The sequence below is a fragment of the Burkholderia sp. BCC0044 genome (assembly GCF_902832955.1).
Classification (GTDB): Bacteria; Pseudomonadota; Gammaproteobacteria; order Burkholderiales; family Burkholderiaceae; genus Burkholderia.
Map to the genome: position 1 here is coordinate 16,386 of NZ_CADFDO010000005.1, position 21,296 is coordinate 37,681.

Sequence of the window (21,296 nt, forward strand, 5' to 3'; positions counted from 1 at the left end):
GCGCGCCGCGCGTGGCCGGCGATCTTGCGCGACGCCGCGCGCGCCGGTCTGCGTCAGGCTGGAACAGACTTTTGCAGCCTGATGGCTGAATCCGTGCGCGGGCTTTCGCTACACTTCGTTTCACAGTTGCTTGTTTCCTTCGTCCGAAGGAGTCTGCGAGTATTCACGCGGCCACCCCGGCCGCGTTTTTTTTGCGGGTCTCCGGCGGCAAGCAACATGCAGCGCGCGAATGCTCTTTTCCAGAATACCAAGCATGCCAAATCATTTTGCGGCGCTCTGAAGTTGCGATCGACGCGCGTGCCGATGCTTGCCTGGACCCGACCGCGTACCCCGCATGTTGTCACGATACGTGTAAGAGGTTATTGCGCGAACCCGGGTCGACACGTGTTTTCCCGCGCAGGAAAATGATCGCGTGTTGTCGTGACTGGAAAGTGAACCGTGCCGGCCCGTCTCCCGATGCCCTGCCCGACCCGCCCCGTCCGTGTCCGCCCGCTGCTGGCGGGTCTCTGCTCCGTCGCCGCCCTCTACGGCGCGCCCGTCGACGCACAGGAGTTCTCGTTGTTCGCCGGCCCGCTGTGGGGCGGCGGCCAACGCACGTATTCGTGGGCGTTCGATTACCAGGAAGGCTTGAGCCCGCATACCGCGCTCGGCTTCACGTGGTACAACGAAGGCCATATTCCGAATCACCACCGCGATGGCCAGGCGGTGCAGTTCTGGGGCCGCATGCCGATCGAGAATCGCCGGCTGGTGCTGTCGGCCGGAGCGGGCCCGTATCGCTACTTCGACACGGTGCCGGCCGCCGAAGGCCGCGGTGACTCGCGCAGTTATTCGAATACACATGGCTGGGGCGTGCTGATGAGCGTGCGCGCCGCGTACTACACGTCGCACCGCTGGATCGCGCAACTTCAGGTCAACCGCGCACAGGTGTTCAGCGGCCCCGACACGACATCGGTGATGTTCGGCGTCGGCTACCAGCTCGACGCGCCCGACACGCCGGGCCCGCGCGACACCGCGCTGCCGCGCACGCGCAAGGTTACGCACAACGAAGTCACCGCGATGCTCGGCGAGACGATTCTCAACAGCCGCTCGTCGCCATCGACGCTCGGCGGCAGCATCGAATACCGGCGCGGCCTCACGCGTTCGGTCGACTGGACCGCAACGTGGATGTACGAAGGCGCGAAGCAGGCGGTCCGCCGCAACGGGATCGCGTCCGAGCTGTGGCTCACGCGCGCGTTCCTGAACGACAAGCTCACGCTGTCGGCCGGCGCCGGCGCGTATTTCACCGTCAACCAGCGCAATCGCGAAGGCCGGCCGGGCCCGGGCGACGGCCGGTTCTCCGGCATCGTGTCGATCTCGGCCAGTTACCGGCTCTCCGACCGCTGGCTCACGCGCATCACGTGGAACCGCGTGGTCACGCGCTACGACCGCGACACCGACGTGATCCAGGCCGGCCTCGGCTACCGGTTCTGACCGGGCGCGCCGTCCGGGCACGCCATCCGCATCACGCGCGGTAGCCCGGATCGATCCGGTCGACGATACGCTGCAGCGCGTCGAACGCGTCCTGCCCCGCGCCATGCTTCGGATCGAAATTCAGCGAATCGCGCACGCACCCTTCGAGCACGGCCGGCGCAATCGGCAGCGCATCGCCGATCGCATGCGTCGCGATCTGCACCTCGCACGCCCGGTTGAGCAGCCACATCAGCGAAAACGTCTGCGCGAGCGTCGCGCCGATCGTCACGGGCCCGTGGTTGCGCAGCAGCAGCACGGGCCGCCCGCCGGCGCTCTCGACGATGCGCCGGCCCTCCTCGAGATGCACGGTGATGCCTTCGAAGTCGTGATACGCGATCTTCCCGTACAGCTGCGCCGAATAGAAATTCGAGAACGACAACCCGTCGCGCGAGCAGCACACGGCCATCGTCGGCGTCGTGTGCACGTGCATCACGCAGTGCGCATCGGGCAGCGCCGCATGGATCGCGCTGTGGAACGTGAAGCCGGCCGGATTGATCGGCCAGTCGGCATGGCCGATCACGTTGCCGTCGATGTCGATCTTCACGAGGTTCGACGCGCACACCTCGCGATAATGGAGCCCGAACGGGTTGATCAGGAAATGACCGTCCTCGCCGGGCACGCGCAGCGAGATATGGTTGTAGATCAGTTCGGTCCAGCCGAGGGTGTCGAAGATGCGGTAGGCGGCCGCGAGCTGCACACGCGCCTGCCATTCGGCTTCGGAGAAACGCGCGGGGCGCGCGAACGGCTGGTTCGGTACACGTTGCATGGGGGAACTCCGGTTGCGGGGGCGCGGCCACGGCGCGTGGCGGTGCGCATCGTCCATCGTCTGCCGGCGCCGCGCGGCGCAGTTCAGTGCAGTGCATGCGTATTGCACTTGTGCGGCGCGCCGTTCCGGCCCGCATTGTGCGGGTGATCCGCCGGCGCCCTGCACGATTCAGATATCGTTGCGTGCACAACCATATCACCATTCCCCGCGCACCGGTAACGCGGGTTTTGCCGGAGCCGTTCCCGCCCTTACAACTGGTCGTCGACCGGCAGCAGCGTGAAGATGCCCGTCATCACGTTGCGCAGCAGCCCGGCATGCGGGTCGACGTGATAGGTGGTGGTCTGACCGCCTTCGGTGCCCGTCCATTCGAGCGCGGGCGCGCTGCCGCCCGTCCGCTTCGCGAGCGTGACGCGGTAGCTTTCGTCCGGCTGCGTGACGCGCGCGAAGATCGCCGCGGCCTGCTGCGCGAGAACCGGGCTGTGGATCACGAGCGCAAGCTCGGTGTTCAGGTGCGCGGAACGCGGGTCGAGGTTCAGCGAGCCGATCACGAGGATCTGCCGGTCGATCACGTACGCCTTTGCATGCAGGCTCGCGCGCGAACGCGACCCGAACAGCCGCGCGGGCTGCTGGTCCGGCTGCGACTTGAATTCGTACAGCTCGACGCCGCGCTGCAGCAACGGCACGCGGTACGGCGCATAGCCGGACTGCACCGCGACCGCGTCGGTCGCCGCGAGCGAATTCGTGACGACCGCGACGCGCACGCCGCGCGCGACCGTATCGCCGAGGACCTTCACGCCGGCGTCGTGCGGCACGAAGTACGGCGAAAACGCGAGGAATTCCTGCCGCGCGCCGCGTATCAGGTCGGCCAGGCGCTGCATCGGCGGGCTCACGTACGTGCCGGTCGGTCGCGCGACCTTGGTCGGTGCATCGACCTTGAATTCGGCCGGCGCCCACACGAGTTCGAGTTCGTCGCGCGCGATCTGCCGGGCGAGCGGCGTCGCGTTCAGCGGCTTCGCGTTGTACGGATCGGCGTTCTTGCGCCAGTGGTCGCGCAGCTCGTCGCGCATCGCGTCGAGATCCTTCGGATCGAACTTCTGATGATTGAGCACGCGCAGCGGATAGCTGCTCGCGCTCGCCCAGTAGTCGTCGAAGCTCGTCGAGATGTCGTTCGTCACGGGGCCGGCCGCCAGCACGTCGAGATCGCGAAACTGCAGCGTCGGGCTCGCGCTGAAGTATTCGTCGCCGAGATTGCGGCCGCCGACGATCGCGAGCTGGTTGTCCGCGATCATCGCCTTGTTGTGCATCCGGCGCGTGAAGCTGTCGATCCGCGTGAAGAAGTTGGCCGTGCGCTCGACCATGCCGTGCTGCGATGCGCCGAACGGGTTGAACACGCGGATCTCGATGTTCTGGTGCGTGTTGAGCGCAGCCATCACGCGGTCGATATCGTCGAAGTTGAGATCGTCGACCAGCATCCGCACGCGCACGCCGCGATCGGCCGCGTACAGCGCCGCGCCGAGCAGCAGCTTGCCGGTCGTATCCTCGGTCGCGATGTAGTACTGCATGTCGAGCGTCTTCGTCGCCGCACGCGCGAGCGCGATGCGCATCTGCAACGCGGTGGCGCCGTCGGCCAGCAGCCGGAAGCCCGATTGCCGCGGATGCGCGGCTTCCGGTGCGGCCAGCGCATCGCGCAACGGTGTCGCGGTATCGGCCGGCAACGCATGGGAAACGGGACGATCGAGCGAGGTGGCGGGCGGATGCGTCGCGCACGCGGCGAGCGGCAGCAGCGCGCAGACGATCAGCGCGCGGGCCTGGCGGCATGCGGCGCGCCACGACAGCGCGGCCGGCGCGCGCCGGATCAGGGACGTGAGCACGAAAGCTTCCTCGACAGTCGGATCAATGGGCACGTCATCGCCGCGGCGCGCGGCTGACAGGCGGTTCCGGTCGATTCTAGTGGGCGCCCGACGAACCGGTCAATCGAGCGCACCCCGCATGCTGCGCCGCGCCGCCGCCACGTGCGTCGGGCACGGCGGCTCGTGATGCGTGATGCGCGGCCGCTCGCCGCACGCGCGGGCACCGGCGCTGGTCCGACCAATCTCACGGTGCGCCGCTCCGTTCGAAATGGCTGCGCACGCAGCCGATATGCGTCTGCACTCGCCTCTTCGGGCCGGTGCGCGCAAATCGCCTCGCACACGACCTGGTGCCGCAATGACAGCAACTCGGATGCCTGCTCGTCCTCCATCGTCATCCGGCCACGTCGATCGAAATGTGCTCGCGCAACATGCCGATCGCGCTCGTATGTAGATGCAGGAACATCGTGTTGTCCGACGCGAATGCAATCGCCTCGTGCAGCTTCGCGTCGGTCGCGGCTTCGACGGCCGCGTCGTCTTTCGCGTGCGCGGTTTCGAGCCAGCAAGCGGCGACGTGCATGCCGAACAAACAAAAAACCCACGCCCGAACGAGCGTGGGTTTCTTCATGTCGCGTGCCGATCGCCGACGCTGACGGCCGGCGATCCGTTGCGCGATCAGCTACCTTTCGCGATGCGATCCTGGATGTGCTGCGCACGGCTCGCCGACGACGGGTGCGAGCTCATCATCGAGCTCTGGCCGCCGTCCATCTGCGCAAGCTTCTGGAAGCCGGTGACGAGGCCCTTCTGGCTCATGCCCTTCTGCTTCATCAGGTCGAACGAGTAGTCGTCGGCCGCGCTTTCCTGCGACTGCGAGAACTGCGCGTTGATGAACTTCTCGGTGATGTCGCCGAGCTGCGAGCTCGACAGCGCCGCCACGCCCGGCGATGCCGCGCCGGCCGCGCTGCGCGCCGCGCTCACCGCGTACGCCGTCTGCATCGCCTTCTTCGAGTGACCGAGCGCGACGTGGCCCATTTCATGGCCGATCACGCCGCGCAGCTCGTCGTCGTTCATCATGTCCATCAGGCCGCTGTATACGCGCACGCAGCCGTTGCCCATCGCCCACGCGTTGACGTCCTTGGTCACGTAGACCTTGTAGTTGATCTTCTGGCCGTTCAGCGTCATGTCGCCGAAGCCCTTCATCACCTTCGTCAGGCGCTTCGCGTAGGCGCTGTTGGCCGGCGCGATCTTCGATTCGGCGTCGCTCGACTTGCACGATTCGTTCGACAGCGCGGCGATGTCGCTGTCCGACAGCGTCGCCGCCTTGTACAGGTTGGTCCCCGCCGACGTCAGGCTGTTCGCGTCAAGGCTCTGTACCCCGCCGCATGCGCTCAACAGGAACGCCACGCCACACGCCGCCACCGCTTTCTTGAGTTGCATCCCGGAATCCCTCGATAGTTGTATTTGGGAGCGGCGATTTTGCATAATCCGGCAGAAAATTACCAGATGTTTACATCGGATGACACGTTCATTACTCAGCGGATTGACATGACGCGCCGATCTGGCCCCGGATTGATGACGAAAAGCGGGGCAATCGCCGCACGCGGGCGGCGACCGGGAAGGAAAGCGGACGGGCCTTCGCTCAGGCCGTCTGATCGCGGCGCCGCGTCAGGCGGCGTGCGACCAGCATCGGCAGCCGCATCGCGAAGCCGGTGAACAGGCGCAGGTGCATCCACGCGAGCAGCGCGTTGTCGCGGCCGTAGTGAAAGTGCGACACGCCGCCCTCGTGCCGGCCGAAATAGCGCACCGGCGCATCGATGCGGATCGGACGCACGCCGGCCCAGCACAGCCGCACGGCCGCTTCGGGATCGAAGTCGAAGCCGCGCATCCACGGCTGGCGCCGCATGATCGCCGCCAGCGGCGCGACCGGATACACGCGAAAGCCGTACAGCGAATCGCCGATCCCGGCCCACAGCGTCTCGAGGTCGGCCCACGCGTTCGACAGCCGGCGCCCCTGCACGCGTAACTGCGGCGCATTCGCGTCGAACTTCGGCACGCCGAGCACCATCGCGTCGGGCGCGGCCTGCGATGCCGCCATGAAGGCGGGAATCAGCTCGGCCGGATGCTGGCCGTCGGAATCCATCGTCAGCACGTGCGTGAAGCCGCTCGCGGCCGCCGCGTCGAGCCCCGCGAGCACCGCGGCGCCCTTGCCGCGATTCTCCGGCAGCACGATCACGCGCAAGCCGGGATCGCGCTCGGCCATCGCCCGCAGCCGTTCGGCGCTGCCGTCGGTGCTGCCGTCGACGACGACCCACACCGGGTTCCACTGCGCGCGGGCATTGCGCACGGTCGTGTCGACCTTGGCGCCCGGGTTGTAGCTCGGAATCAGGACGAGATGGGTGGACGACGCGTGCAGCTTGGACATGGAAACAGCCGAAGTCGAAGACGGGGATCCTGACAAAAGTGTATGACTTGCCGACGAACGCCGGCACGCTTCGTCGACACCGGCCGCATGCCGGGCCGGTTGCCGGATCGTGAGGTTCTCGCGCTTCATGACAGCCACTCCATCGCATGACCCGCGCTGGCCTCGATCTCGACCAGCAGGTCGTCGCGACACACGTCCGCATGAACGAACAGCGGCCGCACGTGAGAACCGGCCGCGTCGCGCAGCACGCGGCCGATCGCGGCCAGCGCCGCGGTGTCGCCGGCGTCGCGCACGTAGACGCGATAGTTCAAGCCCGCGAGCGAGAACGGGCCGTGCCCCTGCCGCGCGGCCTGCTCGAGCACGGCCGCGAGGTTCGCGACCGTCTCGCGCGTCTGCGCGACGACGTCGCCGCGATGCACGGTGCGATGCCCGACGATGCTCGCGGTGCCCGATACGAACAGCGCCGGCGTCGCGTCGCCGTCCGTCCACGCTGCGGCGCGCGCGAACGTCGGCGCGCGCGGGCCGTACTGCGCCGGATAGTGATACGCGCTGACCTGGCGCGGGTTCTCCACGGCATCGGCCGGCGTGCGGCTCGCGAGGAAATGAATCGCGAGCGGCGCGGCCGGCGGCGCATCGCCCGCGACCGGCACGACCGAGCCGAGCGCGCACGCGGCCGGCACGCTGCCCGTGAGCGCGCGGCGGCATGCGTCGAACGCGCGCTGACGGCCGATATTGAACTGACGGTAGCGCTCGATCCCGCACTGCACCGCATTGATCGCCGGCACGGTGTTCCAGATCCGCAGCGGATGCGGCATGCCGAGCGTATCGAGCAGGTCGAACAGCGCGCGGTATGCATCGAACGTCGCACGTTCGAGCGGCGTGCCGCCATCGCGCGGCGCGTCGTACGCCGCGTCGTACGCCGCGTCCGTCTCGTGCACGACGAGGCTGCCGAACACGAGCCCCGCCGCTTCGCTGTAGCGGTAGTGCAGCGCCCCGCGCCGCTCGCTGCGCAGGTCGTGCGCATCGCATTGCCACAGTTCGCAGACGGCATCGCCCGGTGCAACTTCGGCGCCGAGCAGCGCCATCTGCACCGGCGCGACCGGCAGGCCGGGCGCGGCATCGGTCAGCATCCGCGCCATTGCGTCGGCGCGCGATGCGTGCTGCGTTCCCGCCGCGCCGATGCACACCGCGCCCAGCGCGCCGGGAAACACGCGATCGAATCCGTCGCCGCGGTTGCGCGCATCGCGCAGCAGCGCGACGAGCCGCGCATCGCTCGTCTGGACGAGCCGCAGCGCGCGGTCGCCGCCGGGCGCGAACGGCGCGGCGGGCAACAGCGAACACGGGCGCCGTTCGGCGTCGACTGGATGCACGGGCACTTCGATTTCCTCACTATGCGGCGCAGGCCGCGCGATCACGCGGCCCTGCATCGCGTTGCGTTACGTCAGGCCGACGCGGCGCGCTTCGTCATGCGAGCCCGCCGTTGACGGACAACACCTGCCCCGTCACATAGGCCGCGGCGTCGGATACCAGATACGCGACCATCGCCGCGACTTCGTCGGGCCGGCCCGCACGCTGCGCGGGCACGAGCTGCTTGATGCGTTCGGCGGGAAACGCCTGGTCGGCCATCGGCGACGCGATGATGCCGGGCGCCACCGCGTTCACGGTGATGCCGCGCGACGCGAGCTCCAGCGACAGCGACTTCGTCGCGCCGATCAGCCCCGCCTTCGCGGCCGCGTAGTTGGCCTGCCCGCGATTGCCGGTCACGCCGGCCACCGACGCGATGTTGACGATCCGTCCGCGCCGCGTGCGGATCATCGGCAGCAGCAGCGGCTGCGTGACGTTGAAAAAGCCGTTGAGCGTCACGTCGATCACGCTGTGCCACTGCCGGTGCGACATGCCGGCCAGCGGCGCGTCGTCGTGAATGCCCGCGTTGTTGACGAGGATCTGCACCGGCGCATCGTCGATGAACGGCTTCAGCGCGGCGAGCGTCGCATCGGCGTCGGTCACGTCGAACGCGATCGCGTGCGCGGCGCCGCCGGCCGCGACGATCTGCTGCGCGACGGCTTGCGCCTGCGCGAGATGGCGGTTCGCATGCACCCACACTTCATGGCCGGCCTGCGCGAGCGCCGTGCAGATCGCCTGCCCGAGTGCGCCGCTGCCGCCCGTCACGAGCGCCCGCATCGAATTGCTCCGTTCATCGCGTTGTCACCTCGATCGACGCGGCCGCGCGTCGTCCGTCGAGCGCAGCCGCGTGCCGTCTTCACTGTTGCGTCACTTCGTGCGATACGCGGCGACGTAGGCCGCCAACGCACCGAGCGTCGCGAAGATCTTTTGGTTGTCCGGATTGTCCGAGCGCAGTTCGAAGCCGTACTTCTTCGAAATCAGCAGCGCGATTTCCAGGATGTCGATGGAGTCGAGCCCGAAACCTTCGCCATACAGCGGGGTGTCGGCCGTCACTGTGTCGAGCGGGACGTCTTCGAGATTCAATTCGCCGATGATCAGCGTGGCGAGCTCTTGTTCCAGTGCGTTCATCATGCGTGCGTGCAGGCGGCCCATGACAGCGGGAGGCGCCCGGAAAACGACGACCGTCGTGCACGCCCGGCGCGTGCGAATCTCCGTCCCTCCGGCCTCTGCCGGCTTCCCCGCCTGCGTCGTTGGGGGATTGTTTGTAAAAGTTACGCGGATTCTAGACGAAGGGTATCGGGTCGTATACCGCGAATGGTTACAAGACTGGCGAGCCGCCGCGGCGGCCCGTTTCGGACGCGAATGCACGAGACGCTTGAGCCGCTTTGGATGGAAATGGACCGACCCCGCGAAACCGTTCGTCCGGTGCCATACAATCGGTTACAAAACCCGGTCGCGGCCGCCCCGAACCCGCACTGCCGCGGCCCTAAAATGAGCATGCCCGACCACCGGCCCGGACCCCGCGTCCCGGCCGCCATTCATATGATGTTTGACGGCCCGACCACCGCGTCCGGCCACGATCCGCCCGATGTTTCCAGTCATGTCGCGTCCGCCCTTGCGCTCCGTTCCGGTTCGCCCGTCCGTCAGCCGCTGCCACCCGGCCGCCGGCCGGTGCGCACGCCGCACGCCCGGAGGCTGCCGATGAGCCGGCTGCTGCCCGTCGTGCGCGGTGTCGCCGCGGTCGGCGCGGTGGCCGCCTACCAAGCCGGCGCGCATTACGCGAGCGCGACGCCCGGCGCGCACGGCTTCGGCCTCGCGATGGCGCTCGTGCCGCCGCTGCTGCTCGCGCTGGGCGTGGCGCTGCGCTCGCCGCGGCGCGCGTGGCTCGTGCCGGCCTGGCTGCTGGCCGCCGCCGCGCTGTGGGCCGCGCGCGCGCCGCTCGCGCAGCACTTCGAATGGGGCCTGTATCTGGAACACGCGAGCTTCAACGTCGCGATGGCGCTGCTGTTCGGCCGCACGCTCGTGGCCGGCCAGGTGCCGCTGTGCACGCGCTTCGCGGCGATGATCCACGGCACGGTCACGCCGGCCGTCGCGCGCTACACGCGGCAGATCACGCTCGCGTGGACGCTGTTCTTCGTCGCGATCGCCGTCGTGTCGACGCTGCTGTTCGCGACCGCGCCGATCGTCACGTGGTCGACCTTCGCGAACTATCTGTCGCTGCCGCTCGTCGCCGTGATGTTCGCCGCCGAGCATGCGTGCCGGCGTGTCGCGCTGCCGCACGAGCCGCGGCCGCGGATGGTCGACGCGGTGCGCGCGTATCGCGCGTCGACCCACGCATCGCAGGCGTCGCGATGAATTCATGACCGGCGCGGCCGCACGGCCGCGCCGGCCTTCGTTCCCGTCTTGACCGATTTATGCCGACTCACCCGCTGGTATTCCATTCCTCGCCGGACCAGACGATCGCCTGGCGCGACGGCTCGCCCGTCACCGTGCGCGCGTTCGTCGCCGACGTCGCGCGCGTGGCCGCCGCGCTGCCCGCCGGCGGTCACGTGTTCAACGTGTGCCGCGACCGCTATCGCTTCGCGGTCAGCCTGTGCGCGGCGCTCGTCGCCGGCAAGATCAGCCTGCTGCCGTCGACGCACACGCCGGAAATGGTCCGCCAGCTCGCGTCGTTCGCGCCCGACGCGTTCTGCCTGCACGACGCGCCCGATTGCACGATCGACCTGCCGCGCTTCGCGTATCCCGATGCCGCGCCGGGCGAACTCGCAAGCGATGCGCCGTTCGCCGTGCCGCAGATCGATGCGGCGCGGATCATGGCGTACGTGTTCACGTCCGGCTCGACCGGCCAGCCGGTGCCGCACCGCAAGACCTGGGGCTTCCTGGTCGGCTGCGTGCGCGCGGCGGCCGACCGCCTCGGGCTGCTCGACGGCCGCGCGGCCACGCTGATCGGCACGGTGCCCGCGCAGCACATGTACGGCTTCGAGTCGACGGTGCTGCTCGCGCTGCTCGGCGGCCTCGCGTTCAGCAACCGCCAGCCGTTCTACCCGGGCGACATTCGCGACGAACTCGACGCGATCCCGCAGCCGCGCGTGCTCGTCACGTCGCCGATCCACCTGCGGGCGCTGCTGTCGGCCGGCCATGCGCTGCCGCGCGCGGCGCTCGTGCTGTCGGCCACCGCGCCGCTGTCGGAAAAGCTCGCGTGCGAAGCCGAGGCCGCGCTCGACGCGCCGCTCGTCGAGATCTACGGCAGCACCGAGACCGGCCAGATCGCGACCCGACGCACGTCGCAAGGCGCGGCGTGGGAACTGTTCCCGGACATCCGGCTCGACGCGCGCGACGAACCGGACGCCGACGACAGCGGGCCGACCGTGTGGGTATCGGGCGGGCACGTCGAGGCGCCGGTGCCGATGGGCGATGCGCTCGAACTGCTCGGCGACGGCCGGTTCCTGTTGCACGGCCGCAAGGCCGATCTCGTCAACATCGCCGGCAAGCGCACGTCGCTCGCCTACCTGAACCATCAGCTCAATGCGATTGCCCAGGTGGTCGACGGCGTGTTCTTCATGCCCGACGAAGCCGCGCCGGCGCACGGCGACACGGCGCTCGAACCGGTCACGCGGCTCGTCGCGCTCGTCGTCGCGCCGACGCTCGCGGCCGCCGATCTGCAACGCGCGCTGCGCGAGCGGATCGATCCCGCGTTCATGCCGCGCCCACTCGTGTTCGTCGATGCGCTGCCGCGCAACGAAACGGGCAAGCTGCCGCGCGACGTGCTGGCCGCGCTCGTCGCGCACCATGCGCGCGCGGCGACCGCAACGGCCGCGCCGACGGCCGAGCAGGAGTCGGCCGGCATGCCCGCACTCGCGTTCACGATTGCCGCCGACCATCCCGCGCTGCCCGGCCATTTCCCCGGCCATCCGGTCGTGCCGGGCGTCGTGCTGCTCGATCACGCGATCCATACGATCGGCACGGCGCTGAACCGTCCGCTGCACACGTGGCGGCTCGGGTCCGCGAAATTCCTGAGCCCGGTCGCGCCCGGCGAACCGCTCGCGCTCGCGTACGACGCCGCGGCCAGCGGCGCGATCCGCTTCACGGTGCGCGCGGGGTCGCGCGAAGTCGCGACCGGCGTGCTGTCCGCGCCGCCGCCCGCGCAGGACGGCGCGCAGCGATGAAGCGCACCGCGTGGGCCGAGCGCCAGGAGCGCAGCAACGCGAGCTTGCTGCGCGCGATGACGTGGATCTCGCTGCGCTTCGGCCGGCAGCGCGCGCGCATCGTGCTGCACCTGATCGCGACGTACTTCGTGCTGTTCTCGCCGGCCGCGTGCGCGGCGTCGCGCGACTACCTGCGTCGCGTGCTCGGCCGCCCCGCGCGCTGGCGCGACGTGTACCGGCACGTGTTCACGTTCGCGGCGACGATTCACGATCGCGTCTACCTGATGAACGGGCGCTTCGACCTGTTCGACATCCGGCTGCACGGCGAAACGCTCGTCGACGACGCGCTCGCGGGCGGGCGCGGTGCGTTCCTGATGGGCGCGCACCTCGGCAGCTTCGAGGTCGTGCGCGCGATCGGCCGCACGCACCCGGACCTGCGCGTGGTCGTCACGATGTACGAGAAGAACGCGCGCAAGATCAACGCGACGCTCGCCGCGGTGAACCCGGCCGCGCAACCGGAGGTCATTCCGCTCGGGCAGGTCGACTCGATGCTGAAGGTGCGCGAGCGCCTCGACGCGAACTGCATGGTCGGCATGCTCGCCGACCGCACGCTGCTCGACGACGCGGCCGCGTCGCTGCGGCGCGTGCCGCTGCTCGGCGCGCCGGCCGCGTTCCCGCTCGGGCCGCTTTACATGGCCGCGATGCTGAAGCGCCGGGTGATCTTCATGACCGGCCTCTATCGCGACGGCAACCGCTACGATGTGCACTTCGAGACGCTCGCCGATTTCTCCGACGTGCGGCGCGATGCGCGCGCGGCGGCGGTCGATGCGGCGCTCGCGCGCTACGTCGCGCTGCTCGACAAGTACTGCCGCGCGGCGCCGTACAACTGGTTCAACTATTTCGATTTCTGGCAAGGCGGCGAGGCCGCGGCCGTGCGCCGCGAGGCACTGCATGCCGGTGCCGAGCTGCCCGCCACGAGGGATTCCGACGCATGACCGCCGTTCGCCGCTGCCTGTTTCCGTTCTCGTCGCACCACGTTGCCTGCGTGGCCCGCGTGTTCGCCGCCACCGCCGCCGCGATCGCGCTGGCCGTGCCCGCGCACGCGGCCGATGCCGGCTCGGCATGGACCCTCGACCGGCTGATGTCGACGCTCGCGCAGCACAAGTCGGGCCGCGCGACCTTCACCGAGACGAAGACTCTGTCGATCGCCGCGCAGCCGGTCGAATCGTCGGGCGAACTGGTGTTCGTCGCGCCCGACCATCTGGAAAAGCACACGCTGCGCCCGAAGCCCGAACACCTCGTCGTCGACGGCGACATGCTCACCGTCGAGCGCAACAACCGCAAATACACGCTCGCGCTCGCGCGCTATCCGGAGCTCGGCGCGTTCATCGACAGCATCCGCGCGACGCTCGCCGGCAACCGCTTCGCGCTCGAACAGGTGTACAAGGTCGCCCTGTCCGGACGCGGCGACGACTGGACGCTGACGCTCACGCCGCTCGATTCGCGGATGCTGAAGGTCGTCAGCACGATCACGCTCGACGGCACGCGCGGCGTGTTGCGCAGCGTCGCGATCCGGCAGGCCGACGGCGATCGTTCGGTGATGCGCCTGCAACCCGTCGCGGCGAACGCGAACTGATGGACGATCGCACGCGCCCCTCGCCCGTCACCCGCCGCGTGCCCGCGTGGCGGCAGCGCGCGGTGCTCGCGTGGCTGCTCGCGCTCGTCGTGTGCGGTATCGCGATCGGGCGCGCGCAGTTCACGGCCGACCTGTCCGCGTTCCTGCCGAATGCGCCGAGCGCCGGGCAGCGCGTGCTCGTCGACCAGTTGCGCGACGGCATCGTGTCGCGCCTGATCCTCGTCGCGATCGACGGCGGCGATGCGGGCACACGCGCCGCGCTGTCGCGGCGCGTTGCCGGCACGCTGCGCACCGATCCGCAGTTCGCGGCCGTGCACAACGGCGAAGCCGCGAACGACGCGCGCGACCGGCAATTCATCTTCGATCATCGTTACCTGCTGAGCCCGGCCGTCACGCCGCAGCGCTTCAGCGCCGACGGCCTGCACCAGGCGCTCGGCGACAGCCTCGACCTGCTGGCGTCGTCGGCCGGCCTCGTCGCGAAGGCAATGCTGCCGCGCGACCCGACCGGCGAAGTCGCCGCGCTCGTCGACGGGCTCGACAGCGCGGCCCAACCGGCGAGCCGCGACGGCGTGTGGGCGTCGCGCGACGGCACGCGCGCGGTGCTGGTCGTGCAGACGGCCGCCGCCGGCTCCGATACCGACGCGCAGGCCCGCGCGATCGACGCCGTGCGCCGCGCGTTCGCGGCCGCGACGCAGGCCGTGCCGAACGCGGCCGGCACCACGCTCGCGATGACGGGCCCCGGCGTGTTCTCGGTCGACACCCGCGACACGATCCGGCACGACGTCGAACGGTTGTCGACGGCGAGCGTCGTGCTGATCGTCGCGCTGCTGCTCACGCTGTACCGCTCGCCGCGCACGCTCGCGCTCGGCCTGCTGCCGGTGCTGACGGGCATCGCGGCCGGGATCGCGGCGGTCAGCGTCGCGTTCGGCACGGTCCACGGGCTGACGCTCGGGTTCGGCACGACGCTGATCGGCGAAGCCGTCGACTATTCGATCTACCTGTTCGTGCAATCGGCGCAGGCCGGCACGCGTGGTTCGGCGCGCCCGGCTGACGCGACGCGCGCGTGGGTCGCCGCATACTGGCCGACGATCCGGCTCGGCGTGCTGACCTCCGTGTGCGGATTCACGTCGATGCTGTTCTCCGGCTTCCCGGGCCTCGTGCAACTCGGGCTCTATTCGATCGTCGGGCTGACGGCCGCCGCGCTCGTCACGCGCTTCGTGCTGCCGCACCTGCGCGGCGAGCATGTCGCGATCCGCGACGTATCGCGCGTCGGCGCCGTGCTCGCGCGCGCGGCCGACGCCGCGCCGCGGCTGCGCTGGCCGCTCGCGGTGCTGGTGGTCGCCGCATGCGCGACGCTCGTGCTGCATCGCGACGGCCTGTGGAGCCGCGAACTCGCCGCGCTCAGCCCCGTGCCGGCGCCAGCGCAAGCGCTCGACGCGCGGCTGCGCGCCGATGTCGGCGCGCCCGACGTGCGCGACCTCGTCGTGATTGCCGCGCCGACCGAACAGGCCGCGCTCGAAGGCGCGGAAAAGGTCGCCGCGCAATTGCAGCCGCTGGTCGACCGAGGCGCGCTCGGCGGTTTCGAAAATCCCGCCCGCTACCTGCCGAGCGACGCCGCGCAGCGCGCGCGCCAGGCGAGCCTGCCGGCCGCGGATGCACTCGCCGCCCGGATGCGCGATGCCGTCGCGCATCAGCCGATCGCGGTGAAACCCGACCTGTTCGCGCCGTTCCTCGCCGATGTCGACGCCGCGCGCCACGCGCCGCTGCTGACGCGCGCGGACCTGCGCGGCACGTCGATGGCGCTCGCCGTCGATGCGCTGCTGACCGAACGCGACGGCCGCTGGAGCGCGATGCTGCCGCTGCGCGCGCCGGACGCCGCGCGCGCCGCGCAGCCGGCGTCGAGCCTCGACGCCACGCCGATTCGCGCCGCCGTCGCGCGCGCGGGCGTGCCCGATGCGCTGTTCGTCGACATGAAGGCCGAAGCCGATCGCCTGTACGTGAGCTACGTGCACGAGGACATCCGGCTGTCGCTCGCAGGATTCGCCGCGATCGCCGTGCTGCTGCTGATCGCGCTGCGCTCGCCGCGCCGCGCTCTGCGCGCCCTCGCCCCACTCGTCGCAGCCGTGCTGGTCGTGACGGCCGGCTTCGCGCTCGCCGGCGTGCAACTGACGATCCTGCATCTCGTCGGGATGCTGCTGATCGTCGCGGTCGGCTCGAACTACGCGCTGTTCTTCTGCAGGCGCGACGACGCGCAGCCCGTCACGCCGTACACGCTCGTCTCGCTGCTGATCGCGAACCTCGCGACGGTCGCCGGCTTCGGGTTGCTCGCGCTGTCGCGCGTGCCGCTGCTCGAAACCTTCGGGTTGACCGTCGGCCCCGGCGCGATGCTCGCGCTCGCGTTCGCGGCGATTCTCGCGCCGCGCGCCGCGCCGGCGGCCGGCAATCACGAACGAGGAGGCCGCGCATGAACGTGCCGCCTTTCATTCCGCCGCGCGATACCGGCGACGCACGCCGCTGGAAGCCGACGCCGCTGATCGCCGGCACGGTCGCCCTGCACGCGGGTGCGGCCGCCGCCGTGATCGCGCAACCGGCCACGTGGCCGTGGGCCGTCGGCGGCGTGGTCGCGTCGCATCTCGCATTGACCGCCGCCGGCCTGTGGCCGCGCAGCACGCTGCTCGGCCCGAACTGGACGCGCCTGCCGGCCGGCGCGGGCCGCCGCATCGCGCTGACGATCGACGACGGCCCGGACCCGGACGTCACGCCGCGCGTGCTCGACCTGCTCGACCGTTACGGCGCACGCGCGACGTTCTTCTGCATCGGCGATCTCGCGCGCCGCCATCCGCGGTGGATCGAGGCGATCGTCGCGCGCGGCCACGCGGTCGAGAACCACAGCCAGCGGCACCGCCATACGTTCTCGCTGTCGGGGCCGGCCGCGCTGCGGCGCGAGATCGCGGCCGCGCAGCAGACGCTGACCGACATCGCCGGTACGCGCCCGTTGTTCTTCCGCGCGCCGGCCGGCCTGCGCAATCCGTTTCTCGAACCGGTGCTGTGCGAATTCGGCCTGCAACTGGCGAGCTGGACGCGGCGCGGCTTCGACACGCGGGCGCGCGACGCCTCGACCGTCACGCGCCGCCTGCTGCACGGGCTCGATGCGCGCGACATCCTGCTGGTCCACGACGGTCATGCGGCGCGCGATGCGCGCGGCGAACCGGTCGTGCTCGACGTGCTGCCCGCGGTGCTGCGCGCGGCCGCCGACGCGCAGTTGCACTGCACCACCCTGCGCGCGGCGCTCGTGCCTGAACCGTCGGGCCAGCCGGGCGTTCCGGCACCCCCGTTTGATAAAATCTGACCTCGAACGGCGCGCGTGCAGGCCCTGCCGCAGCGCCCGTTCCGGCCACCGGATGCGACCCTCGTGAACCCTCTCCTGCTCTCGCACTTCACCGCCACCAGTTGCATCGGCCGCGGCCTCGACGCGACCCTCGATGCGCTGCGCGACGCCCGCGGCGGCCTCGTGCCGTGCAACTTCGAGCGCGCGGATCTCGACACGTGGATCGGCGCGGTGGACGGCGTCGATGCGCAACCCGTGCGCGCCGATCTCGCCGACTTCGAATGCCGCAACAACCGGCTCGCGCAACTCGGCCTCACGCAGGACGGCTTCGACGCGCGCGTCGCGGCGGCGGTCGCGCGCCACGGCGCCGCACGCGTCGGCGTGTTCGTCGGCACGAGCACGGCCGGCATCCTCGAAACCGAACGCGCGTACCAACGCCGCGACCCGGCGAGCGGCGCGCTGCCGGCCGACTTCCGCTATGCGCACACGCACAACCCGTATTCGCCGGCCGCGTTCGTGCGCGCGTATTTCGCGCTGCGCGGGCCGGCGATGGCGATCTCGTCCGCGTGCTCGTCGGGCGCGAAGGTGTTCGGCTCCGCGCGCCGCATGATCGAGGCCGGACTGATCGACGCGGCCGTCGTCGGCGGCGTCGATTCGCTGTGCCTGACCACGCTGTACGGCTTCAACTCGCTCGAACTGCTGTCGCGCCGGCCGTGCCGGCCGTTCGACGTCGCACGCGACGGCATCTCGATCGGCGAAGCCGCCGCGTTCGCGCTCGTCGAACGCGTCCCTGCCCCGCCCGCGGTGCTCGACGACGACGCGATCCTGCTGCTCGGCATCGGCGAATCGAGCGACGCGCACCACATGTCGTCGCCGCATCCGGAAGGGCTCGGCGCGCGCGCCGCGATCGAGCAGGCGCTCGCGTCTGCCGGCCTCGGCGCGCACGATATCGACTACGTGAACCTGCACGGCACCGCGACGCCGAGCAACGATGCAGCGGAAAGCCGCGCGCTCGGCGCGCTGTTCGCCCGCACGCCGTGCAGCTCGACGAAGGGCGCGACCGGCCACACACTCGGCGCGGCCGGCGCGCTGGAGGCGATCGTCGCCGCGCTCGCGCTGCGCGAGCAGTTCGTGCCGGCCGGCGTCAACACGACGCAGCCCGACCCGGCGCTCGCAGCCGATTACGTGCTCGCGAGCCGCGACACGCGCGTGCGCGCCGTCCTCTCCAATTCGTTCGGCTTCGGCGGCACGAATTGCAGCCTGATCCTCGGCCGCGCCCAGTGGGTGGCCGGTCGCGCCCGCCGCTGAGGCCCGCCATGACACTCACCGCCTTCATCGAAAGCATCGGCCTCGTCGGGCCGGGATTGAGCGACTGGCCGCACGCGGCCGACGTGCTCGCGGGCCGCGCACCCTACGTGCCGGCCCGCACCGAGCTGCCGCCGCCGGCCGGGCTGCCGTCCGCCGAACGGCGCCGCACGGGGCCCGTCGTGCGCACCGCGCTCGCGGTCGGCCACGAAGCGGTGGCCGCGAGCGGCCGCGACGCCGCGACGCTCGCGACCGTGTTCAGCGCATCCGGCGGCGACGGCCAGAACTGCCACGCGATCTGCGAAACGCTGGCCGGCGACGATCGCCAGCTGTCGCCGACCCGCTTCCACAACTCGGTGCACAACGCGCCGGCCGGCTACTGGAGCATCGCGACCCGCGCGACGGCGACGTCGAACGTGCTGTGCGCGCACGACGGCAGCTTTGCCGCCGGCCTGCTCGAAAGCCTGTGCCAGGTCGTCGTCGATCGCGCGCCGAGCCTGCTGATCGCGTACGACACCGACTATCCGGAACCGCTGCGCGCGGTGCGGCCGATCGACGACGCATTCGGCGTCGGGCTCGTGTTCGCGCCGGAGGCCAGCGAACGCGCGCTCGCCCGCATCGACGTGCAGCTCACCGACGCGCCGGCGACGACGCTCGCGCATGCCGGACTCGACGCGCTGCGCGCCGGCCATCCAGCCGCCCGCGTGCTGCCGCTGCTCGATGCGCTCGCCGCGCGGCGCTCGACGCGCGTCGTGCTCGACTACCTGGACGATGCGCGCGTGCAGATCGACGTCGCGATGTCCGAATCCTTCGCGGAGCGCGTGCGATGACCGCAACGGTCGGATTGACCCCGCCGCTCGACCATGCGTGGATTGCCGCGCATATTCCGCACGCCGGCGCGATGTGCGTGCTCGATTCGGTCGATGCGTGGGATGCCGAACGAATTCGCTGCACCGCGACGAGCCACCGCGATCCGCACAACCCGCTGCGCGCGCATGGGCGGCTCGCGTCGGTGTGCGGCATCGAATACGCGGCGCAGGCGATGGCCGTGCACGGCGCGCTGCTCGGCGCGCACGAAGCGCGCCCGCGCGTCGGCTATCTCGCGAGCGTGCGCAACGTCGACGCGTTCGTCGACCGGCTCGACACGTTCGACGCGCCGCTCACCGTCGACGCGCAACGCGTGAGCGGCGACGCCCGCTCGGTGCTGTACGGCTTCGCGCTGCGCTGCGGCGAGCGCGTGCTGCTGTCCGGCCGCGCGGCGGTGATGCTCGACGCGTCGGCCGCCGGCGCGTTTCAACCGGCGCCTGCCGGCCACCCGAATCCTCGATGACGAGGCTTACCTCAAGGAAACCGGTCGTGAAAGTTCGTCAGTTCATCGGCGCCGCGCTCGTCCTGGCGCTGCTCAGCCCGCTCGCACACGCGGACATGTCGGAAGTGAAGCAGGACATCAAGCGCGATTCGAAGGAAGCCGCGCACAAGACCGGCGAGGCCGCACGCAGCTTCGGCCACGCGACCGCGAGCGCCGCGAAGGCGGTCGGGCACGGCGTCGCCCATGCGTCGCGCGAAGGCTGGGAGGCCACCAAGCGCACGACGAAGCGGGTCTTCCACAAGAACGACGCGAGCGAGCCGGCTGGAAAGCGCGAAAAGAACTGATCACGCATCCCGCGCGCGGGGCCGACGGCATGCGCGCGGGGCGTGACCGCTGATCGACCGCTCACCGATTGCGACGCGTCGGCGCCGCCGTCAGCGTGCACCGCGCATGCGGCGTGGCGACCTCGCCGGCCGGCGCGCGAAGCACTTGCCGTATGCGACGAGCCAGCAATCGCGATGATCGAAGTTCCGCAGCAGCCGCGCGCGGCGCCGCTCGAGCCAGTAGAGCGAGATCGCCATCGTCAGCGCGACGGCCAGTGCCGAGCCGCCGATCACGAATCCTATCCAGGTGTCGCCCATGCGTTCTCCGGAATGCGAGGCCGAAGCGGCGCGCCTGCCGCCGCTCCGGCACGGGATAGGGGGAACGCGGCCCGCCCGCGCGCGAATGCGTGCGGGCCGCCGTGCGTCAGTGCATGTGCTGACCGCCGTTGATCGCGATGTTGGAGCCCGTCACGAAGCCGGCCTCCTCCGAGCACAGGTACGCCACCAGCGCCGCGACTTCCTCGGGCTTGCCGAGCCGGCCCGCCGGAATCTGCGGGAGGATCTTCGTGTCGAGGATGTCCTGCGGGATCGCGGTGACCATCTTCGTCGCGAGATAGCCCGGCGACACCGTGTTCACCGTCACGCCCTTGCGCGCGACCTCGAGCGCGAGCGATTTCGTGAAACCGTGCATGCCGGCCTTCGCGGCCGCGTAGTTGGTCTGGCCGACCGAACCCTTCGAGCCGTTCACCGACGAGATGTTGACGATGCGGCCCCAGCCGCGCTCGACCATGCCGTCGCAGACCGGCTTCGTCATGTTGAACACGGAATCTAGGTTCGTGCGGATCACCGCGTCCCAGTTGACCTTGTCGAGCTTGCGCAGCGTCATGTCGCGCGTGATGCCCGCGTTGTTCACGAGAATGTCGACCGGGCCGACGTCCCGCACGACCTTCTCGATACATTGCTGGCACGAGTCGTGATCGGCCACGTCCACCGGATACGCATGGAATTCGCGGCCGGCCGCATGCATCTCGGTCAGCCAGCGGTCCGCGCCGGCGTTGTTCGGCGAATACGTGACGACTACCCGGTGACCCGCGTCGTTCAACCGGATGCTGACCGCCTCGCCGAGGCCGCCCATCCCACCTGTCACAACTGCGATTCGCTTAGTCATACTATGAATTACCGACAAAAAAGTAATCGATGAAAGGCGGGGCGACGGCATCGCACCTGCTGCCGCCCCACCGCTTCGATGCGCAGCCGCCCGCGTCGCGGGCGCAGCACGCACCGGCACCTCGCGCTTGTCGT

The 21,296-nt window shown here is 70.3% G+C and carries 20 protein-coding genes and 1 pseudogene; 11 read left to right on the top strand and 10 right to left on the bottom strand.

Features of this window, described 5'->3' with window-relative positions:
* The first annotated feature begins 456 nt into the window (after positions 1-456).
* Positions 457-1,470: a hypothetical protein gene (locus tag HWX14_RS28035; protein WP_175885929.1), complete on the top strand. Its 1,014-nt coding sequence runs from the start codon at positions 457-459 to the stop codon at positions 1,468-1,470.
* Positions 1,471-1,501: 31 nt separating this feature from the next.
* Here the strand turns inward: HWX14_RS28035 and HWX14_RS28040 are convergent, their stop codons facing one another.
* The 8 genes and pseudogenes from HWX14_RS28040 to HWX14_RS28075 form a co-directional block, all read right to left on the bottom strand.
* Complete coding sequence (locus tag HWX14_RS28040; protein WP_175885613.1) at positions 1,502-2,275, bottom strand: class II aldolase/adducin family protein; 774 nt, start codon at positions 2,273-2,275, stop codon at positions 1,502-1,504.
* A 248-nt stretch (positions 2,276-2,523) separates the two neighbouring features.
* Entirely contained in the window at positions 2,524-4,146 is a 1,623-nt protein-coding gene (locus HWX14_RS28045; protein WP_175885614.1) for a phospholipase D family protein, read from the bottom strand.
* A 223-nt stretch (positions 4,147-4,369) separates the two neighbouring features.
* Positions 4,370-4,681 (bottom strand): annotated as a pseudogene (locus HWX14_RS36655) (GntR family transcriptional regulator); the annotation flags it as partial.
* A 116-nt stretch (positions 4,682-4,797) separates the two neighbouring features.
* The gene (locus tag HWX14_RS28055) at positions 4,798-5,559 is read right to left on the bottom strand and encodes a M48 family metalloprotease (RefSeq protein WP_011694399.1); all 762 of its coding nucleotides are present in this window, start codon (positions 5,557-5,559) and stop codon (positions 4,798-4,800) included.
* 202 nt (positions 5,560-5,761) lie between these two features.
* The gene (locus HWX14_RS28060) at positions 5,762-6,544 is read right to left on the bottom strand and encodes a glycosyltransferase family 2 protein (RefSeq protein WP_175885616.1); all 783 of its coding nucleotides are present in this window, start codon (positions 6,542-6,544) and stop codon (positions 5,762-5,764) included.
* 125 nt (positions 6,545-6,669) lie between these two features.
* Positions 6,670-7,971: an endoribonuclease L-PSP gene (locus HWX14_RS28065; protein WP_175885617.1), complete on the bottom strand. Its 1,302-nt coding sequence runs from the start codon at positions 7,969-7,971 to the stop codon at positions 6,670-6,672.
* A gap of 37 nt (positions 7,972-8,008) precedes the next feature.
* A complete protein-coding gene (gene fabG, locus HWX14_RS28070; RefSeq protein WP_175885618.1) occupies positions 8,009-8,725 on the bottom strand; it encodes a 3-oxoacyl-ACP reductase FabG in 717 nt (238 codons plus the stop codon).
* Positions 8,726-8,815: 90 nt separating this feature from the next.
* Entirely contained in the window at positions 8,816-9,100 is a 285-nt protein-coding gene (locus HWX14_RS28075; RefSeq protein ID WP_175885619.1) for a phosphopantetheine-binding protein, read from the bottom strand.
* Between the two features lie 549 nt (positions 9,101-9,649).
* Here HWX14_RS28075 and HWX14_RS28080 point away from each other — a divergent pair.
* The 10 genes from HWX14_RS28080 (at position 9,650) to HWX14_RS28125 (ending at position 20,015) form a co-directional block, all read left to right on the top strand.
* Positions 9,650-10,303 carry a hypothetical protein gene (locus tag HWX14_RS28080; protein ID WP_175885620.1) on the top strand — a complete coding sequence of 218 codons (654 nt, stop codon included), beginning with the start codon at positions 9,650-9,652 and terminating at the stop codon, positions 10,301-10,303.
* A gap of 59 nt (positions 10,304-10,362) precedes the next feature.
* Entirely contained in the window at positions 10,363-12,114 is a 1,752-nt protein-coding gene (locus HWX14_RS28085; RefSeq protein ID WP_175885621.1) for an acyl-CoA synthetase family protein, read from the top strand.
* Entirely contained in the window at positions 12,111-13,088 is a 978-nt protein-coding gene (locus HWX14_RS28090) for an acyl-CoA synthetase (protein WP_175885622.1), read from the top strand. The genes HWX14_RS28085 and HWX14_RS28090 overlap by 4 nt, the downstream gene beginning before the upstream one ends.
* Complete coding sequence (locus tag HWX14_RS28095; RefSeq protein WP_175885623.1) at positions 13,085-13,729, top strand: outer membrane lipoprotein carrier protein LolA; 645 nt, start codon at positions 13,085-13,087, stop codon at positions 13,727-13,729. The genes HWX14_RS28090 and HWX14_RS28095 overlap by 4 nt, the downstream gene beginning before the upstream one ends.
* On the top strand, positions 13,729-16,197 hold the full coding sequence (locus tag HWX14_RS28100; RefSeq protein ID WP_175885624.1) for an MMPL family transporter: 2,469 nt from the start codon (positions 13,729-13,731) through the stop codon (positions 16,195-16,197). The genes HWX14_RS28095 and HWX14_RS28100 overlap by 1 nt, the downstream gene beginning before the upstream one ends.
* A complete protein-coding gene (locus HWX14_RS28105) occupies positions 16,194-17,078 on the top strand; it encodes a polysaccharide deacetylase family protein (protein ID WP_175885625.1) in 885 nt (294 codons plus the stop codon). The genes HWX14_RS28100 and HWX14_RS28105 overlap by 4 nt, the downstream gene beginning before the upstream one ends.
* 63 nt (positions 17,079-17,141) lie before the next feature.
* Positions 17,142-18,365 (top strand): beta-ketoacyl-[acyl-carrier-protein] synthase family protein, encoded by a 1,224-nt coding sequence (locus tag HWX14_RS28110; RefSeq protein ID WP_175885626.1) that lies wholly within the window; start codon positions 17,142-17,144, stop codon positions 18,363-18,365.
* An 8-nt stretch (positions 18,366-18,373) separates the two neighbouring features.
* Positions 18,374-19,192: a beta-ketoacyl synthase chain length factor gene (locus HWX14_RS28115; RefSeq protein WP_175885627.1), complete on the top strand. Its 819-nt coding sequence runs from the start codon at positions 18,374-18,376 to the stop codon at positions 19,190-19,192.
* Positions 19,189-19,692, top strand: coding sequence for a hotdog family protein (locus tag HWX14_RS28120; protein WP_175885628.1), 504 nt, complete (start codon positions 19,189-19,191; stop codon positions 19,690-19,692). Before HWX14_RS28115 ends, HWX14_RS28120 begins: the two co-directional genes overlap by 4 nt.
* Positions 19,689-20,015, top strand: a complete 327-nt coding sequence (locus tag HWX14_RS28125) for a hypothetical protein (RefSeq protein WP_175885629.1) — start codon at positions 19,689-19,691, stop codon at positions 20,013-20,015. Before HWX14_RS28120 ends, HWX14_RS28125 begins: the two co-directional genes overlap by 4 nt.
* A 90-nt stretch (positions 20,016-20,105) precedes the next feature.
* Here the strand turns inward: HWX14_RS28125 and HWX14_RS28130 are convergent, their stop codons facing one another.
* Together HWX14_RS28130 and phbB are read right to left on the bottom strand one after the other, a co-directional pair.
* On the bottom strand, positions 20,106-20,312 hold the full coding sequence (locus tag HWX14_RS28130; protein WP_175885630.1) for a hypothetical protein: 207 nt from the start codon (positions 20,310-20,312) through the stop codon (positions 20,106-20,108).
* Positions 20,313-20,418: 106 nt separating this feature from the next.
* Positions 20,419-21,162: an acetoacetyl-CoA reductase gene (gene phbB / locus HWX14_RS28135; RefSeq protein WP_175885631.1), complete on the bottom strand. Its 744-nt coding sequence runs from the start codon at positions 21,160-21,162 to the stop codon at positions 20,419-20,421.
* Positions 21,163-21,296 lie beyond the last annotated feature (134 nt).

Coding starts and splice junctions, on each gene's coding strand:
- HWX14_RS28035 (WP_175885929.1), top strand. CDS start 457: ATGCCCTGCCCGACCCGCCCCGTCCGTGTCCGCCCGCTGCTGGCGGGT.
- HWX14_RS28125 (WP_175885629.1), top strand. CDS start 19,689: ATGACGAGGCTTACCTCAAGGAAACCGGTCGTGAAAGTTCGTCAGTTC.
- HWX14_RS28120 (WP_175885628.1), top strand. CDS start 19,189: ATGACCGCAACGGTCGGATTGACCCCGCCGCTCGACCATGCGTGGATT.
- HWX14_RS28100 (WP_175885624.1), top strand. CDS start 13,729: ATGGACGATCGCACGCGCCCCTCGCCCGTCACCCGCCGCGTGCCCGCG.
- phbB (WP_175885631.1), bottom strand. CDS start 21,162: ATGACTAAGCGAATCGCAGTTGTGACAGGTGGGATGGGCGGCCTCGGC.
- HWX14_RS28065 (WP_175885617.1), bottom strand. CDS start 7,971: ATGCAGGGCCGCGTGATCGCGCGGCCTGCGCCGCATAGTGAGGAAATC.
- HWX14_RS28115 (WP_175885627.1), top strand. CDS start 18,374: ATGACACTCACCGCCTTCATCGAAAGCATCGGCCTCGTCGGGCCGGGA.
- HWX14_RS28085 (WP_175885621.1), top strand. CDS start 10,363: ATGCCGACTCACCCGCTGGTATTCCATTCCTCGCCGGACCAGACGATC.
- HWX14_RS28080 (WP_175885620.1), top strand. CDS start 9,650: ATGAGCCGGCTGCTGCCCGTCGTGCGCGGTGTCGCCGCGGTCGGCGCG.
- HWX14_RS28040 (WP_175885613.1), bottom strand. CDS start 2,275: ATGCAACGTGTACCGAACCAGCCGTTCGCGCGCCCCGCGCGTTTCTCC.
- HWX14_RS28095 (WP_175885623.1), top strand. CDS start 13,085: ATGACCGCCGTTCGCCGCTGCCTGTTTCCGTTCTCGTCGCACCACGTT.
- fabG (WP_175885618.1), bottom strand. CDS start 8,725: ATGCGGGCGCTCGTGACGGGCGGCAGCGGCGCACTCGGGCAGGCGATC.
- HWX14_RS28105 (WP_175885625.1), top strand. CDS start 16,194: ATGAACGTGCCGCCTTTCATTCCGCCGCGCGATACCGGCGACGCACGC.
- HWX14_RS28060 (WP_175885616.1), bottom strand. CDS start 6,544: ATGTCCAAGCTGCACGCGTCGTCCACCCATCTCGTCCTGATTCCGAGC.
- HWX14_RS28055 (WP_011694399.1), bottom strand. CDS start 5,559: ATGCAACTCAAGAAAGCGGTGGCGGCGTGTGGCGTGGCGTTCCTGTTG.
- HWX14_RS28075 (WP_175885619.1), bottom strand. CDS start 9,100: ATGGGCCGCCTGCACGCACGCATGATGAACGCACTGGAACAAGAGCTC.
- HWX14_RS28130 (WP_175885630.1), bottom strand. CDS start 20,312: ATGGGCGACACCTGGATAGGATTCGTGATCGGCGGCTCGGCACTGGCC.
- HWX14_RS28090 (WP_175885622.1), top strand. CDS start 12,111: ATGAAGCGCACCGCGTGGGCCGAGCGCCAGGAGCGCAGCAACGCGAGC.